The 15,862-nt window shown below is 73.8% G+C and carries 13 protein-coding genes and 2 pseudogenes; 9 read left to right on the forward strand and 6 right to left on the reverse strand.

The window, feature by feature from the left end:
- Positions 1-61: 61 nt before the first annotated feature.
- Complete coding sequence (locus tag AB0L34_RS18135) at positions 62-574, reverse strand: DUF6069 family protein (RefSeq protein WP_363705552.1); 513 nt, start codon at positions 572-574, stop codon at positions 62-64.
- Between the two features lie 615 nt (positions 575-1,189).
- On the opposite strand from AB0L34_RS18135, the gene AB0L34_RS18140 reads away from it, so the two are divergent.
- Positions 1,190-2,383, forward strand: coding sequence for a cytochrome P450 (locus AB0L34_RS18140; protein WP_363705569.1), 1,194 nt, complete (start codon positions 1,190-1,192; stop codon positions 2,381-2,383).
- 161 nt (positions 2,384-2,544) lie between these two features.
- Here the strand turns inward: AB0L34_RS18140 and AB0L34_RS18145 are convergent, their stop codons facing one another.
- Positions 2,545-3,678, reverse strand: coding sequence for an abortive infection protein (locus tag AB0L34_RS18145; RefSeq protein WP_363705553.1), 1,134 nt, complete (start codon positions 3,676-3,678; stop codon positions 2,545-2,547).
- A 270-nt stretch (positions 3,679-3,948) separates the two neighbouring features.
- Here AB0L34_RS18145 and AB0L34_RS18150 point away from each other — a divergent pair.
- The 3 genes and pseudogenes from AB0L34_RS18150 to npdG form a co-directional block, all read left to right on the forward strand.
- Positions 3,949-4,668, forward strand: a pseudogene (locus tag AB0L34_RS18150) (SDR family oxidoreductase); the annotation flags it as partial.
- 27 nt (positions 4,669-4,695) lie between these two features.
- Positions 4,696-5,904: pseudogene (locus tag AB0L34_RS18155) on the forward strand (RNB domain-containing ribonuclease); the annotation flags it as partial.
- Between the two features lie 82 nt (positions 5,905-5,986).
- Positions 5,987-6,685: an NADPH-dependent F420 reductase gene (npdG, locus tag AB0L34_RS18160; RefSeq protein ID WP_357694496.1), complete on the forward strand. Its 699-nt coding sequence runs from the start codon at positions 5,987-5,989 to the stop codon at positions 6,683-6,685.
- Between the two features lie 184 nt (positions 6,686-6,869).
- Here the strand turns inward: npdG and panB are convergent, their stop codons facing one another.
- Both panB and AB0L34_RS18170 read right to left on the reverse strand, forming a co-directional pair.
- Positions 6,870-7,715 (reverse strand): 3-methyl-2-oxobutanoate hydroxymethyltransferase, encoded by an 846-nt coding sequence (panB, locus tag AB0L34_RS18165; protein ID WP_363705554.1) that lies wholly within the window; start codon positions 7,713-7,715, stop codon positions 6,870-6,872.
- A 141-nt stretch (positions 7,716-7,856) separates the two neighbouring features.
- Positions 7,857-9,617, reverse strand: a complete 1,761-nt coding sequence (locus AB0L34_RS18170; protein WP_363705555.1) for an NAD+ synthase — start codon at positions 9,615-9,617, stop codon at positions 7,857-7,859.
- Between the two features lie 288 nt (positions 9,618-9,905).
- Here AB0L34_RS18170 and glnA point away from each other — a divergent pair, with 288 nt between their 5' ends.
- From glnA to AB0L34_RS18190, 4 genes are all read left to right on the forward strand, one after another.
- Positions 9,906-11,255, forward strand: coding sequence for a type I glutamate--ammonia ligase (gene glnA, locus AB0L34_RS18175; RefSeq protein ID WP_350707837.1), 1,350 nt, complete (start codon positions 9,906-9,908; stop codon positions 11,253-11,255).
- 91 nt (positions 11,256-11,346) lie between these two features.
- The gene (locus AB0L34_RS18180) at positions 11,347-11,772 is read left to right on the forward strand and encodes a DUF350 domain-containing protein (RefSeq protein WP_357451054.1); all 426 of its coding nucleotides are present in this window, start codon (positions 11,347-11,349) and stop codon (positions 11,770-11,772) included.
- A gap of 128 nt (positions 11,773-11,900) precedes the next feature.
- Positions 11,901-12,596 carry a WYL domain-containing protein gene (locus AB0L34_RS18185; protein WP_357451057.1) on the forward strand — a complete coding sequence of 232 codons (696 nt, stop codon included), beginning with the start codon at positions 11,901-11,903 and terminating at the stop codon, positions 12,594-12,596.
- 222 nt (positions 12,597-12,818) lie between these two features.
- Positions 12,819-13,193: a VOC family protein gene (locus AB0L34_RS18190; RefSeq protein WP_363705556.1), complete on the forward strand. Its 375-nt coding sequence runs from the start codon at positions 12,819-12,821 to the stop codon at positions 13,191-13,193.
- Positions 13,194-13,332: 139 nt separating this feature from the next.
- Here the strand turns inward: AB0L34_RS18190 and AB0L34_RS18195 are convergent, their stop codons facing one another.
- Entirely contained in the window at positions 13,333-13,797 is a 465-nt protein-coding gene (locus AB0L34_RS18195) for a hypothetical protein (RefSeq protein WP_363705557.1), read from the reverse strand.
- Positions 13,798-14,001: 204 nt separating this feature from the next.
- On the opposite strand from AB0L34_RS18195, the gene AB0L34_RS18200 reads away from it, so the two are divergent.
- The gene (locus AB0L34_RS18200; RefSeq protein WP_363705558.1) at positions 14,002-14,883 is read left to right on the forward strand and encodes a virginiamycin B lyase; all 882 of its coding nucleotides are present in this window, start codon (positions 14,002-14,004) and stop codon (positions 14,881-14,883) included.
- 89 nt (positions 14,884-14,972) lie between these two features.
- On the opposite strand, the gene AB0L34_RS18205 is transcribed toward AB0L34_RS18200, so the two are convergent.
- On the reverse strand, positions 14,973-15,848 hold the full coding sequence (locus AB0L34_RS18205; RefSeq protein ID WP_357451478.1) for an LD-carboxypeptidase: 876 nt from the start codon (positions 15,846-15,848) through the stop codon (positions 14,973-14,975).
- Positions 15,849-15,862: the final 14 nt, after the last annotated feature.

Here is a 15,862-nt window from a genome sequence, read left to right on the forward strand (position 1 = left end):
GCCGGAGCCCGCTTCCCCAGCGGCCACGGCTGGCCGCCCAGCCCGGCTCCTCGCCGGGGCGTCAGCGTCGGGCGCTGCGGACCATCGCCGCGATGAGAACAGCACCGACGGCGACGTGCATCAACGCGAGGGCGACCATGGCGCCGCCGCTGTCCGCGGCGGTCGGTCCGGCCAGGGAGAGCAGAGTGAAGACCGCCGCCACGATCACCCAGATGCGCAGGCCGTGCCGGGTGACCCGCTCCAGGAGCGCGAGGAGCCCCCAGCCGAGCAGGGAGGTGAGCAGCGACGACGCGATCACCGCCCCCAAACCGATCTTCATGGGCGGCTCGCCCTCGGCCAGCGTGGCCTCCAGGTCGACGCCGGCGACAGGAGCCGCCACGACCCAGACGAGCACGGCGGCCAGAACGGCCAGCAGCACACCGAGCGCACGATCACGCCACCGCGCGCTGCGACTTCCGGCCGGATTTACGGCGGCTTGCGAGACAGCAGAATCCATGACAACCCATCCTTCAGTTTCCTGAACAGTTCCGCGACACGGGTGCTGTGCACATACACCGCCAGATGCACAATGCATGGAGACTACAGGAGGAAGCCAACCGTGGCGATGGACGATCACCTCTTTTTACCAACCAGAACGGTCGATCGACGCCGCCCGGATAAACCGTCCGGACTTCGAATTCCGGCACGTCGTGGTGGGGACGCCCCACCGGTTCTGATTGGCGGGAACTCCGGGCGCCGGATCGCGCGCAGCGGGTGGTGCACCACGGCAGGGCGGCAGTATCGGCGTGCCGGCACCGCGCGGCGCTGTCCATGCTGCCCGGTCCTTCCGCAGCCGCACAGCGCCGCACGTGACGAGAAGACACCCGCCGGTCCTGCGGGCAGGCTGGACACGACATCGGCGCACGTGACCATGCGCGTGTGGTGACGTCGGCGGGTCGCCCGTGGCACATCGTCGGCTGGCGTCACCGCCGCCGTGCCGGAGCGGACAACGCTGGCGCCCATCCGGGTCCAGCCGGCCGCGCCGGCCCCGGTCACGCGGGCAGGTCCGGGCCCGGCCGCGGCATGGCAGCGGGGGCATCTCCCGCGCCCCGTGCCGCAGCGGGCCCGGTCCAGCGCCCTCACACCGGCAGAACGGACACCACGTGGTCGCGGCCCGATCGAGTTCCGACCACGAGGAGAACGCATGTCGATCCCAGCAGAAGCACCCGCCTTTCCCATCGGACGGCAGTGCCCCTACCGACCGTCGCAGGGCTACGCCGACCTCCGCAGCAAGGGACCGCTGTCGCGGGTACGGCTCTACGACGGACGCGAGGCATGGCTGATCACCGGCTACCCGGAGGCACGGGCGCTGCTCGCGGACCGGCGCGTCTCGATCAACCCCCGCCTCGACGGCTTCCCCGCCCTGAGCGCGGAGATGGCCGAGCTGGAGAACACCGGCTACACGGACGTCCTGATCGGCGTCGACCCGCCGCTGCACACCCGGCAGCGCACCATGCTGATCCCCAGCTTCTCGGTACGTCGAATGAACGCTCTCCGCCCCGCCATCCAGGACATCGTCGACCAGCGCATCGATGCGATGCTGGCCGCCGGTCCGCCGGCGGACCTGGTCGCCACGTTCGCGCTGCCGGTGCCGTCCATGGCGGTCTGCGTGCTGCTCGGCGTCCCCTACGAGGATCGCGATGCCTTCGAGGGGCCCGCCCGGAGCCTCTTCGACACCGACCCCGAGCAGGCCGCGGACGCGATGACCGCACTCAGCGACTACTTCGGGCAACTCATCCGCAAGAAGGAGACCAACCCGGGCACGGGTCTGCTCGACGACCTGATCGCCGGCGCGGTACGCGAGGGCTCGCTCTCTCGAGAGGAGCTGGTCCGCTACGCGATGCTCATGCTCATCGCGGGGCAGGACACCACCGCGAACGTCATCTCGCTCGGGACGCTGGCACTGCTCGAACACCCGGACCAGTTCGCCAAGCTGCGCGACGATCCGGATCTCGCTCCCGGGGCGGTGGAGGAGATCATGCGCTACGTCTCCCTCATCGAGGCGATATCCCGGGTGGCGCTCGAGGACATCGAGATCTCCGGCTACCACATCAAGGCCGGTGAGGGCCTCCTGATTGGTGCGGCGGCGGCGAACTTCTCGACCGCGTTGGTGTCGACTCCGGAGCAACTCGACGTGACCCGGTCGCCGCGGCACCACCTCGGTTTCGGCTTCGGCGTCCACCAGTGCATCGGGCAGAACCTCGCTCGTATCGAGCTGGAGCTCGCATTCCGTACGCTGACGCGGCGAGTTCCCCATCTGCGGCTCGCGGTGCCGGCGGGCGAGATCCGCACCAGCGTCACCGGCCCCATGGAGCGGCTCACGACCCTGCCGGTGACCTGGTAGGGCTCGTCGCGTCACACGCCGTGTTCCGAGCGGCACCGACGACGCCGGTCCGTGACAGCCACCTGTCACGAACCGGCGTCTCGTGCGTCCCGGGTCCTCTCCCGGGCAGCGCTCCGCCACCCGACGCGCTGCGCCGGGTGGCGGAGGTGGTCGCCGGGGAACTACCGGGGGAGGTGATCGGGCTCGTCCCGCCGGAGCAGCGCGTAGCGCGCCGCGAGCTGGCGGAAGGATTCCTTGGGCTCCCACCGGTAGGGCGACGCCGGATCGTGGTATTCGTCCCGGATGGTCTTGACCAACGCCATGCTGGCCACATCGAGGTCCAGCCGGTGGTCCGTCGAGTGCGGGTGCGTCGGGTGGATGAACTCGCTCACCGCGACGCCGTCCATGCCCGCCCGCCGGAACACCTCGAGCATCCGGTGGTGGAACGCCGCCTGGGCGTGCTCGTCGCGCAGCACCCCCTCGTCGACCGTGTGCACGGGTCCGCGGCGGTCGACGACGTCGAACGAGAGGAAGGCCATCTCGCCGGCGCGGGGATGGGTGGCGGTACCGAACTCCGCGATCATCACCGGCTTGCCCCACCGGTGATAGCGCTCGAGCTCACGGACGTGATCGTCGTCGCTGGTCGGGTACGCGAGGGTGTAGAAGTGCATCAGCCTGACCGTGTCGAACAGTCGCCAGTCGACGTCCTCGAACGGCGCCGCCGCGTAGCTCACCTCGCCAGCGAAGACCGGCCGCACTGACCGGACAGCCCGGTCGAGGAACTGGTTGAGGCGCGTGTTGGCGCTGTCCAGGTCGACCGTGCCGGTAGGAGCGAGGACCTGGTGGTCGGCCTCGGCGAAGATGTTGGCCATCCGTTCGTGGTACCGGTCGCCGGGGACCAGGCCCGGGGTGAAGACCAGGTGTACGCACCCCATGGAGAAGCTGATCCGCACCCCGTCCCGTCTCAACTGCTCGGCCAGGCGCGCCGCCTCGACCAGGTGGTCGATGATCTCCTGCTGGGTTCGGTCGACGAGGCGGGGCTGGAACCACACGTGGAGCCCGACGTCGGCGGCGGCCCGGGCGGTGGCGGCCAGCCGCCCCAGGTCGCTGCCGTAGACGGTCACCGAATTGCAGCTCAACTGCCGGCGGATCGCGCCGATCTCCTGCTCCATCCGGTCCTGGCTCCACACGAGCCGGGACAGCTCTCCCTGTCCGGTGGCGAAGTTCGTACCCGTGTCGTAGGTGACACCGACCGATCGCAGCGTGCCGCGCCCGGCGGCGCGTGGGGCGGTGGCGGGTCGCGGACCAGATGTCATGGGGTCTCCTTGATGGCGTCGTGTCCCGGTGCGCCTCGGCGCAGCCACGTCGGAGCCGTACGAGCTGACTTCGGCCATGCGACGGTGGGCCGGTCGATGCGACGCACGGCGCGGACCGACGTGTCCGGAACCGACCCTCGCAACACCTGCCTCGGGCCCGCATCTCCGGCCGTGCGGGCACCCGGCCCGTCTCCCCGGCGGCCTCGACCCGACGGGGGCGGCGCACGGACGAAGGTGCCCGGGGCAGGCGGGCGCTGCCACGCTGTGCTCATGGCGGATTTCGACGGCAGGACGGTACTGGTCACCGGGGGAGGCAGCGGCATCGGCCTGGCCACGGCACGCAGGCTGCTGGAGGCCGGCGCACAGGTGGTGATCTCAGGTCGGAGCAGCGCCCGTCTACAGGGTGCCGTCGAGGCGCTCGGCGCGCCCGACCGCGTGCTGGCCGTTCCGGCCGACGTCGCCAAGGGGCGGGACCTCGACCGGCTGATGACGATGGTGGAGCATCGGTTCGGCCGTCTCCACGGGGTGTTCTGCAACGCCGGCGTCGCGCGGTTCAATCCGAGCGCGGCGGTGACCGACGAGGAGTACGACGACCTCATGGGCACCAACGTCCGGGGCGTCTTCTCCACCGTCCAGAAGGCACTTCCGCTGTTGGTCGACGGTGGGGCGGTGGTGGTGAACGGGAGCTGGCTGGTGCACCGGGGCCTGGCGACGACGCCGTTGTACGCGGCGGGCAAGGCGGCCGTGGTGAACCTCGCGCGGTCGCTCGCCGCCGACCTGGGGGCCCGGGGCGTCCGGGTCAACGCGGTGAGCCCGGGCTACATCGTGACCGACATGTTCCTCGGCATCGCGGTGACGGAGGAGGCCAGGGAGTCCGCCCGGAGCCAGGTGCCCCTGGGCCGGTTGGGGCGGCCGGACGACGTCGCGGACGCCGTGGTGTTTCTGCTGTCCGACCGGTCCGCGTACATCACCGGTCAGGAGCTGCTCGTCGACGGCGGACTGATCACATCGGTGAGCGGCGGCTACCGGGTGACGTACGCGATCGCCGACGTGGCCGCGCACGTGCGCCCCGGCGGCGCGCTGGAGGAGGAGACCTGGCGGCGCGGGCAGACCGTCTACCTGCCCGACGGGACCGTGCCGCTGCACCCCGAGACCCTCAGCGAGGGCGCGGCGAGCCTCCTGCCGGCCGTCGACCGCGCCGCCGTGGTGTGGACCGTCGACCTCGACTCCGACGGCGGCACCGTCGGGGTCGCGCTGGAGCGGGCGCTGGTCCGCAGCCGGGCCCAGCTGGACTACGTCGGCGTCCAGGCGGCCGCCGACGCCGGCCGGCTGCCCGACCCGATCGCCCTGCTGCCCGAGATCGGGGCCCTGCTCACCGCCCGCGGCCTGCGCCGGGGCGCGATCAACCTGCCCCTGCCCGAGCAGGACGTGGAGGCCGACGGCGACGGCTGGCGGCTGGTGCTGCGCGGGCCGGTGCCGATGGAGGAGCACAACGCCCAGATCTCCCTGTTGACCGGGATGGCCGCCGCCGACATCATGCTGGCCGGGCGGATCGGCCTGCTGCGTACGATGCCGGCGCCGAAGCCCGAGGCGGTGGCGCGACTGCGGGCCGCCGCCGCCCCGCTGGGCGTGCACTGGCCCGACGGGGCCGGCCCCGGCGAGGTGATCGCCGGGCTGGACCCGTCGCAGTCCCGGGCGGCGGCCTTCGTCGACCAGGCGGCCGAGCTGATGCGCGGCGCCGCGTACACCGCCTTCGACGGCGCGCCGCCGGAGCAGCGGGAGCACGGCGGGGTCGCGGCAGCGTACGCCCATGTCACCGCGCCGTTGCGGCGCCTGGCCGACCGGTACGCCACGGAGGTCTGCCTGGCCCTGCACGAGGGCCGGCCGGTGCCCGACTGGGCCCGCACGGCGCTGCCCCGGCTGCCCGAGGTGATGGCCGCCACCGACCGGACGGCCTCGGCGGCGACCCGGGGCGCGATCGAGCTGGCCGAGGCGGTGCTGCTCCAGCACCGGGTGGGAGAGACCTTCGACGCGGCGGTGCTGGACGTCGACGCGGCCCCGGACGGCCGGGCCCGCCCGGGTCGCCGGCCCGGCGGCACGGTGGCGCTGGACGACCCGCCGGTGCGGGCCCGCTGCCTGGGCGAGCTGCCGCTGGGGGAGCGGATCCGGGTCCGGCTGGTCACCGCCGACCCGGTCGCCCGATCGGTCGCCTTCGAGCGGGCCTGACGCCGCGTCGGCGTGGGGCAGCGGGGTTTGTCACAGTGCCGGCCGCTGCTGCCGGCGGGCCGGGGTTTGCAAGGATGGCGGCATGGCTTACGACGCGAGCACCCTGCCCGACGTGTCCGGGCTGACCGTCGGCATCATCGGCGGCACCGGCGACCAGGGGCGGGGCCTCGCCTACCGGTTCGCCCGGGCCGGCCAGACGGTGCTGATCGGCTCCCGGTCCGCCGAGCGGGCCGCGCAGTCCGCCGAGGAGATCGCGGCGCTGCCGGGCGTCCCGGCCGGGGCCGAGGTCGCCGGTGCCGGCAACGAGGAGGTGGCCCGGCTCAGCGACGTGGTCGTCATCGCGGTGCCGTGGGACGGGCACGCCGCCACCGTCGCCGCGCTCGCCGAGCCCCTCGCCGGCAAGATCGTCATCGACTGCGTCAACCCGCTCGGCTTCGACAAGCAGGGCCCGTACGCGCTCGCGGTGCCGGAGGGCAGCGCCGTCCAGCAGGCCGCCGGGCTGCTGCCCGACTCCCGGGTCTGCGCCGCCTTCAACCACGTCAGCGCGCCGCTGCTGGCCGATCCGGAGATCGACCGGATCGACCTCGACGTGTTGATCTGCACCGAGGACCGGGAGCTGGTCGGCGTGGTCGCCGCGCTCGCCGCCCGGATCCCCGGCATGCGCGGCGTCTACGCCGGCCGGCTGCGCAACGCCCACCAGATCGAGGCGTTCACCGCCAACCTGATCGCCATCAACAAGCGCTACAAGGCGCACGCGGGCATCCGGGTCACCGACCTCTGACGCCGGGCGGGGCGGGCCGGCCCCGCCGGGACCGCGAAGCGCTGTCGGGTCTGCCCGGGCAGCGATCCTCCACTGTGCCCTCGATGACGGCCGGGCTCTGCGCGGTACCCCGACGACGTCCAGCAGTGGTCTGTGCCGGGCACGGTCCGGCGGCCCGCACGGCCGCCGGACCGGCCGACCGGCGTCAGAAGGTGTGCTCGGCGGCGGGGAACTCGCCGCCGCGGACCTCGTCGGCGAAGCGCCGGGTCGCGTCGGCGAGGGTCCCGGCCAGGTCGGCGTAGCGCTTCACGAAACGGGGTGCCTTGCCGACACGCAGGCCGGCCATGTCCTGCCAGACCAGCACCTGGGCGTCGGTGTCCGGGCCGGCGCCGATGCCGACGGTCGGGATCGGCAGCTCCGCCGTGATCCGCTTGGCCACCTCGCCGGGCACCATCTCCAGCACCACGGCGAACGCGCCCGCCTCGGCCACGGCACGGGCGTCGGCGATCACGTCGTCGGCCGCGTCGCCGCGCCCCTGGACCCGGTAGCCGCCGATGGCGTGCTCGCTCTGCGGGGTGAAACCGATGTGCGCCATCACCGGGATACCGGCACCGGTGATCGCCGCGATCTGCGCCGCGCAGCGCCGGCCGCCCTCCAGCTTCACCGCGTGGCAGCCGCCCTCCTTCATGAACCGCACCGCCGTGCGCAGGGCCTGCGTCGGGCCCTCCTCGTACGAGCCGAACGGCAGGTCGCCGACGACCAGCGCGTGCCGGGTCGCCCGGACCACCGCGCGGACCAGCGGCAGCAGCTCCTCGACGGTCACCGGCACCGTCGTCTCGTAGCCGAAGACGTTGTTCGCCGCCGAGTCGCCGACCAGCAGCACCGGGATGCCGGCCTGGTCGAAGATCGAGGCGGTGTACTGGTCGTACGAGGTGAGCATCGGCCACCGCTCGCCGCGCTCCTTGGCGGCGATCAGGTCGCGGGTGCGGACCCGCCGGGTGGCCGGGCCGCCGTAGAGGGCGGTCACCTCGGACGGGGTGGACTCCACCATGACTCTCTCCTTCCTCGAGGCCGCGTGCGCGGTCCCCGGGTTCCGCCGCGATCGTCGCACCACCCGACCGGCCGACGGCAGAGCTCAGTGGAGGATGTCACTCCCGGACCGACGTCGAGGCCGGCCCGGGAGCGGCACGGCTCAGCCGTCCTCGCGCCACCGGTTCGTGATCGGCAGCCGCCGGTCCCGCCCGAACGCCTTCATCGAGATCTTCGTGCCCGGCGCGGACTGCCGCCGCTTGTACTCGGCGGTATCCACCATCCGCAGCACCCGGTCGACGACGGCCGGGTCGTGACCGGACGCGACCAGCCCGTCGCGCCCGAGGTCGCCGTCGACGTAGCCGATCAGGATCGGGTCGAGCACGTCGTAGTCCGGCAGCGTGTCGCTGTCCAACTGGCCCGGGCTCAGCTCCGCGCTCGGCGGCTTGCCGATCGAGCTCTCCGGGATCGGCGGGGTCTCGCCCCGGCGGGCGGCGTCGGCGTTGCGCCACTTCGCGAGCCGCCAGATCAGCGTCTTCCAGACGTCCTTGACGGGGTTGAAGCCGCCGACCGAGTCGCCGTAGAGGGTGGAGTAGCCGACCGCCAGCTCGCTCTTGTTGCCGGTGGTCAGCACCAGGTGGCCCTCCTGGTTCGACAGCGCCATGAGGATCACCCCGCGGACCCGCGCCTGGAGGTTCTCCACGGACACGCCGGAGAGGGACATGTTCGCCAGGAAGGTGTCCACCATCGGCTGGATCGGCTCGACCCGGTAGTCCAGCCCGGTGCGCTTCGCCAGCTCCGCCGCGTCCTCCCGGCTGTGCTCCGAGGAGTGCTGGCTGGGCAGCGACACGCCGACCACCCGGTCGGACCCGAGCGCGTCGACGGCCAGCGCGGCCACCACCGCCGAGTCGATGCCGCCGGAGAGGCCGAGCACCACCGACGGGAACCTGTTCTTGTTGACGTAGTCGCGCAGGCCGAGCACGAGCGCCTGCCACACCTCGGCCTCGTCGGCCACGGGGGCGATGGTGCCGCCGGTGGCGACGGGGCCGCCGGCCGGCGGCGGGACGGCGTCGACCGCGGCGCGCACCACCCGCATGTCGTCGGCCAGCGCCTGGTCGGGATCGGTCGGCTCCCCGGCCGGCGGCAGCTCGACGTCGTGCACCAGCAGGTGCTCGACGAACTGCGGGGCCCGGGTGAGCAGCGTGCCGTCGGCCGTCACGATCATCGAGTCGCCCTCGAAGACCAGTTCGTCCTGGCCGCCGACCATGTTGACGTACGCGACGGTCGCCCCGGCCTCGGCGGCCCGGCGGCGCACCAGCGGCAGCCGGATGTCGTCCTTGTTCAGCTCGTACGGCGAGCCGTTGATGTTCAGGACCAGGCCGACGCCGGCCTGGCGCGCGGCGGCGAACGGGCCGCCGGCCTGCCACAGGTCCTCGCAGATGGTCAGCGCCACGTCCACCCCGCCGATCCGGACGACGGTCAGCGCGTCACCGGGGACGAAGTAGCGGTCCTCGTCGAAGACCCCGTAGTTGGGCAGGTGGTGCTTGAAGTAGGTGGCCACGACGCCGCCCCGGTGCAGCAGGGCGGCCGCGTTGCGGGCGCCGTGACCCGGCTCGGCGTCGCCGCTGACCTGCGGCGGGCCGTCGGCGTCCAGGTAGCCGACCAGCACCGGCACCTCGCCCAGCCCGTCCGTGGCGAGGTCGGCGGCGAGCCGCTCCAGCGCGGCCTTCGACGCGGCGACGAAGGACCGCCGGAAGACCAGGTCCTCGACCGGATAGCCGGTCAGCGCCATCTCCGGGAACGCGACGAGCTGGGCGCCGGCGTCGGCGGCGCGGCGGGTCCAGTCACGGACCAGGCCGGCGTTGCCGGCGAGGTCGCCGACGGTCGGGTTGACCTGGCACAGGGCGAGACGCAGGGTGGGCATGCCCTCATCTTGCCCCAGCCGTCCGGGCCGGACACGCTGGGCGGGGCGAGACGGCGGCCACCGCCGCAGGGCGCTGCCGGACGGCGGCGGCGGGCCCGGCGGCGACGCGACGACGGCTGCGGCCCGTCCCGTTCGGCGGGGGTCGGCCGGTCGGGCGGGAGCCGCGGACAGGGCGGGACTCGCGCCGGCCGGTCGCGTAACGTCGGCGTAACGAGGCGGGTGGAGACTGGTCGGTCAGGCCGGGGCGCCCCCGGTCGAAGGCGGACAACAGTGTCGCGAGGGGTGGAAGTGGACCGTCAGCAGGAGTTCGTCCTCCGTACGCTGGAAGAGCGGGACATCCGGTTCGTCCGGCTGTGGTTCACGGACGTGCTGGGCACGCTCAAGAGCGTGTCGGTGGCCCCCGCCGAGCTGGAGGCGGCCTTCGAGGAGGGCATCGGGTTCGACGGCTCGGCGATCGAGGGTTTCGCCCGGGTGTTCGAGTCCGACATGGTGGCCATGCCGGACCCGACGACGTTCCAGGTCTTCCCGTTCGAGGGCGGGGTCAGCGGCGAGAGCGCCCGGATGTTCTGCGACATCCTGCTGCCCGACGGCGGCCCCTCCTGGGCCGACCCCCGGCACGTGCTGCGCCGGGCGCTGTCCAAGGCGGCCGAGAAGGGCTTCACCTTCTACACCCACCCCGAGATCGAGTTCTTCCTGCTGGAGAACGGCCCGATGGACGGCTCGGTGCCGATCCCGGTGGACACCGGCGGCTACTTCGAGCACACCACCCACGCGGTGGCCCGCGACTTCCGCCGGCAGGCGGTGCTGGCGCTGGAGCGGATCGGTATCTCGGTGGAGTTTAGCCACCACGAGGTCGCCCCCGGCCAGCAGGAGATCGACCTGCGCTACGCCGACGCGCTGACCACCGCCGACAACATCATGACCTTCCGGCACGTGGTGAAGGAGGTCGCCCTCTCCACCGGAGTGCAGGCCACCTTCATGCCGAAGCCCTTCACCGACCAGCCCGGCAGCGGCATGCACACCCACCTGTCGCTGTTCGAGGGGGAGCGCAACGCGTTCCACGACGCCGGCGACCCGATGAAGCTGTCCAAGGTGGCCCGCGCGTTCATCGCGGGGCTGCTGGTGCACGCCCGGGAGTACACGGCGGTCACGAACCAGTGGGTCAACTCCTACAAGCGGCTCTTCCCGCAGGCGCTGCCGGACCGGGTCACCGAGAGCCCCGCGTACGTCTGCTGGGGTCACCTCAACCGGTCGGCGCTGGTCCGGGTCCCCGCCTACGGCAAGCCGAACTCGGCCCGGGTGGAGGTCCGCTCGCCGGACTCGGCGGCCAACCCCTACCTGGCCTTCGCGGTGCTGCTCGGCGCCGGCATGAAGGGCATCGAGGAGGGCTACGAGCTGCCGCCGGGCGCCGAGGACGACGTCTGGTCGCTGACCAGCGCCGAGCGGCGGGCGATGGGTTACGAGCCGCTGCCGGAGAACCTGGCCGAGGCGATCGACGTGATGGCCGGCTCCGAGCTGGTCGCCGAGGTGCTCGGTGAGCACGTGTTCGACTTCTTCCTGCGCAACAAGCGGGCCGAGTGGGAGCAGTACCGCCGCGAGGTCACCCCCTACGAGCGGCAGCGCTACCTGTCGCTGTAGGGCGGGGGCTGCCGCCGTTGGCGTACTGCCGCTATCGTCTCGATCACCGCGCCGGCACCCCCGCCGGGCGCAGAGGTCGGGGAGGCAGTCGGTGCTGGAGGATCTGCTCAGCGGAGCCTGGCAGAGCGTCGTGTTCGGGGTCGTCGGGGTGGCCCTGATGGCGGCCGGGTTCGGGCTGGTCGACGTGCTCACTCCCGGCAAGCTGCGGGAGCTGATCTGGGTGCGGCGCAACGGCAACGCCGCGCTGCTGCTCGCCGCCAACCAGCTCGGCATCGCCGGGATCGTGTTCACCGCGATCCTGACCAGCTACAGCGACTTCGCCAAGGGGCTGGCCTCGACGGTCCTCTTCGGCCTGATCGGGCTGGCCATCATGGCGCTGGCGTTCTTCGTGCTGGACCTGCTCACCCCCGGCAGGCTCGGCGAGATCATCTGCTCCGACGAGCCGCACCCGGCGGCCCGGGTCAGCGCCGCCACCCACTTCGGCGCCGCCCTGATCGTCTGCGCCTGCATCGCCTGAGCCGGTCCGCCCCGCGCTCCGTCGGAGCGGAGTGGTTCCGCTGCGCTCCGTGACCACGGTCTGCGGGCTACGACAACAGGGCCCGCGGGCGGAGCGGTCGCGTCGCACCCCCGTCGTAGGTTGCGGGGGTGAACCGGACGGACCGTCTCTACGCCCTGGTGGAGGAGCTGCGCGCCGTGTCGCCCCGGCCGCGCAGCGCCCGCTGGCTCGCCGAGCGCTTCGAGGTGAGTACCCGCACCATCGAGCGCGACATCGGCGCTCTCCAGGAATCGGGCGTGCCGATCTGGGCCGAGCCGGGCCGCACCGGCGGCTACGCGCTCGACCGGGCGCGCACCCTGCCGCCGGTCAACCTCACCCCCGCAGAGGCCGTCGCCCTGGCGGTGGCGCTGCACCGCATGCGCGGCACGCCCTTCGGCGCCGCGGCCGGCACCGCGCTGCGCAAGCTGGTCGCCGTGATGCCGGCCGCCGACGCCGCCGAGGCCCACCGGCTGGCCGCGCGGGTGCACCTGATCGGCGAGGGGCCGGTCACGCCCGTCCCGGCCGGGGTCGCCGACGCCGTACGCGCACGCCGCGTGCTGCGCATCCGCTACGCCGACCGGGCGGGCGCCGGCTCGCTGCGCGACGTGGAGCCGCTCGGCTTCCTCGGCAACCCCCGGCACTGGTACCTGCTGGCCTGGTGCCGGCTGCGCGGCGGCATCCGGGCGTTCCGCACCGACCGGATCACCTCGGTGACGACCCTCGGCGAGCGGGTGCCGGAGCGTGAGCTGGCCGTCGACGACCTCGACATCCCGCACGACCGGGTCCACCGGCTCAGCCTGGTCTGAACCGGCGCGTGGCGACGCTGTCGGTCTCGGCCGGACGGTTCGCCGACTTCGACCGCCGGTACGGCAGCGGCGGCCCGATCTCGTGCCACGGCTGCGGCCCGCTCGTGCGGAATCCGGCCGAGCCGCCGGAGAAACACCGACAGGACGGTGTCGCGGGCGGGGCCGAGGCTCTCTCCTGACGGCGCCGGTCGACCGGCCGGCGCGGGGAACGGGAGGCCACACATGACCATCAGCAACGCCGTCACCTGGTTCGAGATCGGCGCCGAGCGGCCGGACGAGGCCCAGCGGTTCTACGGCGACCTGTTCGGCTGGAGCTTCACCGAGGAGGGCACGGCTGATGCGCCGTACCGGACGACCGAGGGTGGCGCCGGTGCGGGGATCAGCGGAGCGATCCGGGGCACCGGCGGGGCGGGCCCCGACTACGCCATCTTCTACGTACAGGTGGCCGACGTGGCCGACGCCTGCCGGCGGGCCGAGGCGGCCGGCGGCAAGGTGCTGGTGCCGCTGAGGTCCACCGGCAACGGGCTCACCTTCGCCCACCTGGCGGACCCGGCCGGCAACCACGTCGGCGTCTTCGCCCCGCCATCGGGCGCCTGAGCCGCCCGCGCCGGCGTGAGCCGTGCGGCGTCAGCGTGAGTCGCCCGCGCCGGCGTGAGTCGCCCGCGCCGGCGTGAGCCGTGCGGCCGGAGGCGCCGCCGTCCGCCCCCGCGAGGTCGCCGGGGCGGACGGCGTACGGTCACCTGCCGGCCGGGCCGCCGTGCCCGCCGCGACCGCCCGGGGCGGGGAAGACGCCGGCCTCGGCGGCCGCGGTGATGGCGTCCGCCTGCTCCTGGGTGAGCCTGCCGTCCTCGACCGCCTGCGCCAGGCGCTCCTTCAGCGCGGCCTGCCGGTCGGCGGAGTCACCCCGCTCGGGCCGGTCGGCCGGCTTCCGCGCCTCGCGCACCTTCTCCAGCGCGGCCGTCACCTTGTCGGTGGGGACGCCCAGTTCCTCGGCCAGGGCCTCGGCGAACTCCGCCTGCCGCTCGGCCCGCTGCTGCTGCCGCTCGTCCTTGCCGCTGCCGCTCTCGCTGGCGCTGGCGCTCGGCGTCGAGCTGCCGCCGTCCGCGGCGAACGCGACCGTCGGCGCCGCGATCCCCACGCCGAGTACCCCGGCCGCGGCCAGGCCGGCCAGCAGGTGCTTCTTCCTCATGGTGCCGGACATGCTGTCCTCCATCGGGTCGGTGGGTGGTGCGATGACCTCACCGACGGTGACCAACCCGGCTGGAGGAAAGCCGTGGTGAACCTGTCAGCGAGCTGGCAATCCGCCCGCCGAGCCGGACAAACGGGTTGCCGCGGCCCGCGCCGGCGGTCAGGGTTGGCGGTCGGCAGGCCCACCGGGGCGGAGCAACGACGGAAGGTGACCCTCGTGGCGTTGACGAAGATCCGGGAAGTGCCGCTCACCGGGGCGGACGCCGGCCCGTACGGCATCACCGTCGGCCCCGACGGCGCGCTCTGGCTGACGCTGGTCCACGCCGGCGCGGTCGCCCGGTTGGGCGCGGACGGCGACCTGCGCACCTGGCCGGTGGCGGCCGACAGCCGGCCGCTGATCGTCACGCCGGGCCCCGACGGCGCCCTCTGGTTCACCCGCTCCGGCGACGACCGGATCGGGCGGATCACCACCGACGGGGAGCAGAGCGCCGTCGCGCTCCCGCCCGGGAGCGGCCCCTGCGGCATCGCCGCCGGTCCCGACGGCGCCCTCTGGTACGCGGCGATGACCGCCGACGCGATCGGCCGCGTCACCACCGACGGGGAGGTGACCCAGTTTCCGCTGCCGGTGGGCGGCGGCTTCGCCTCGATGGTGGCCGCCGGCCCGGACGAGGCCGTCTGGTTCACGCTCAACCGGGCGAACGCGGTCGGCCGGATGGGCACGGACGGCGCGGTGGCGCTGCACCCACTGCCGACCGAGGGCGCCGCCCCGGTGGGAATCACGGCCGGAGCGGACGGCGCGCTCTGGTTCGTCGAGATCGGCGCCGGCCAGCTCGGCCGGATCACCCTGGACGGGCGGATCGACGAGTACCCGCTGCCGGACCGGGCCGCCCGGCCGCACGCGATCGTCGCCGACCCGGCCGGCGGCTGCTGGTTCACCGAGTGGGGCGGCAACCGGATCGGCCACGTCGCCCCGGACGGCACGATCGTCACCCACGATCTCCCGACCCCGGCCGCCGAGCCGCACGGCATCACGGTCGCCCCCGACGGCACGGTCTGGGCCGCCCTGGAAACCGGCGCCCTGGCCCACCTGACGCCCTGACCAGGAGAGCGGCGCCCTGGCCCACCTGACGCCCTGACCGGGGAACCGGCGCGCTGGCCCACCTGACGCCCGGACCAGCCCGAGCCGGGTCAGCGGACGGCGGGGGCGATCGTGAGGGTGGCCGTCGTCGTGTCGAGGGTGGCGTCGGTGCCGACCGGGACGGTCAGCTGGCCGACGCCGTGGCCGACGGGCAGGCCGCCGAGGACCGGGACGCCGAGGTCGCCGAGGCGCTCGGAGAGCACGTCGGCGACGCTGGTCGACCAGCCGTCCGCGCAGCCGGTGAACTGACCGACCGCCACCCCGGCCAGCCCGTCCAGCGCGCCGGCCCGGCGGAGCTGGGTGAGCATCCGGTCCACCTTGTACGGCGGCTCCTGCACGTCCTCGACCAACAGGACCGCCCCGGTCAGGTCCGGCATGTCCGGGGTGCCCAGCGACGCCACGATCAGGCAGAGGTTGCCGCCCAGCAGCGGGCCCGTGGCCCTCCCCGGCACCCGCACCGGGAACGTCTCCTCCTCGGCGACGGCCGTCACCGTCACCGGCTCGGTGGTCATCAGGGCGGCGTGCAGCGACTCGGCCGAACGCAGCGGGGTGCGCTCGTCCAGCCAGGCCGCCCCGGGGCCGTGCACCCCGGCCAGCCGCGCGCCCCGCCACAGCGCCAACTGCAGCGCGGTGATGTCCGAGAACCCGGCGACCACCTTCGGGTCCCGGCGTACGGCGGCCATGTCGATCGCGTCGACGATCCGCTGCGCGCCGTACCCGCCCCGCGTGCAGATCACCCCGCGCACCTCGGGGTCGGCGAACGCCGCGTTCAGGTCGGCGGCGCGCAGCGCGTCCGCGCCGGCCAGGTAACCCTGCCGGGCGTACGCGTTCGGCGCCAGCACCGGCCGCAGCCCCCAGCCGGTGAGCAGCTCGACGCCCCGGGCCACCCGCTCGGGCCGGGTCGGCCCTGACGGCGACACCAGCATCACCGTGTCGCCGG

The organism is Micromonospora sp. NPDC052213 (assembly GCF_040679695.1).
In the GTDB taxonomy this organism is placed as follows: Bacteria; Actinomycetota; Actinomycetes; order Mycobacteriales; family Micromonosporaceae; genus Micromonospora.